The 481-nt window shown below is 44.9% G+C and carries 1 protein-coding gene; it reads right to left on the bottom strand.

Translation table 11 applies throughout. The annotated features are described in order from the left end of the window. Positions 1-31: 31 nt before the first annotated feature. Positions 32-391: a hypothetical protein gene (locus ACTHUR_RS19585; RefSeq protein WP_036490466.1), complete on the bottom strand. Its 360-nt coding sequence runs from the start codon at positions 389-391 to the stop codon at positions 32-34. Positions 392-481: the final 90 nt, after the last annotated feature.

Here is a 481-nt window from a genome sequence, read left to right as displayed (position 1 = left end):
CTTTAAGGCCGTCTGAAAACTTCGCACGGCTTTACATCATATTGTCGAAAACAGGCGTAATGTTCAATTCCGCCTCTTCCATATCCAAAACCATATCGTGGATTTCGGTATCGAAAAATTCCCAAAAAGCCTTCAGGCTCATGTCTTGCGGCCATTTGCTTTTATCGATGTCCCAGCCTGCCAATTCGGCTTCAAAAATCTGCTGGTAGCGTTCGTCAAAATAGGAAATGACGGATTCGGGTTCGTCAAATTGCGGCACCAAGAATACGGAGCAGTTGGTACGCAGTTGCTCGACGGTCAAATCGGGCATATTCTCATCGGAGGATTTCAACCATTCCAAAAAACGGGCGGTCGGCTTCAGCACGACAGCAGTACGGTCAACAAAATACATTATTTTCAACTTTCAAAATCATTCAAACCGATCATGCCGTCTGAAATTTCAGACGGCCTAAGTTTAATGTGTCATCACCTGTTGCAGGAA

It is taken from the genome of Neisseria sp. P0021.S007 (assembly GCF_051956855.1).
The sequence above is the reverse complement of the archived record's forward strand: the minus strand, read 5'-3'. Positions and strand labels throughout refer to the sequence as shown.

Excerpts from the sequence above, each read along its gene's own strand:
- ACTHUR_RS19585 (WP_036490466.1), bottom strand. The coding sequence starts at position 391 with ATGTATTTTGTTGACCGTACTGCTGTCGTGCTGAAGCCGACCGCCCGT.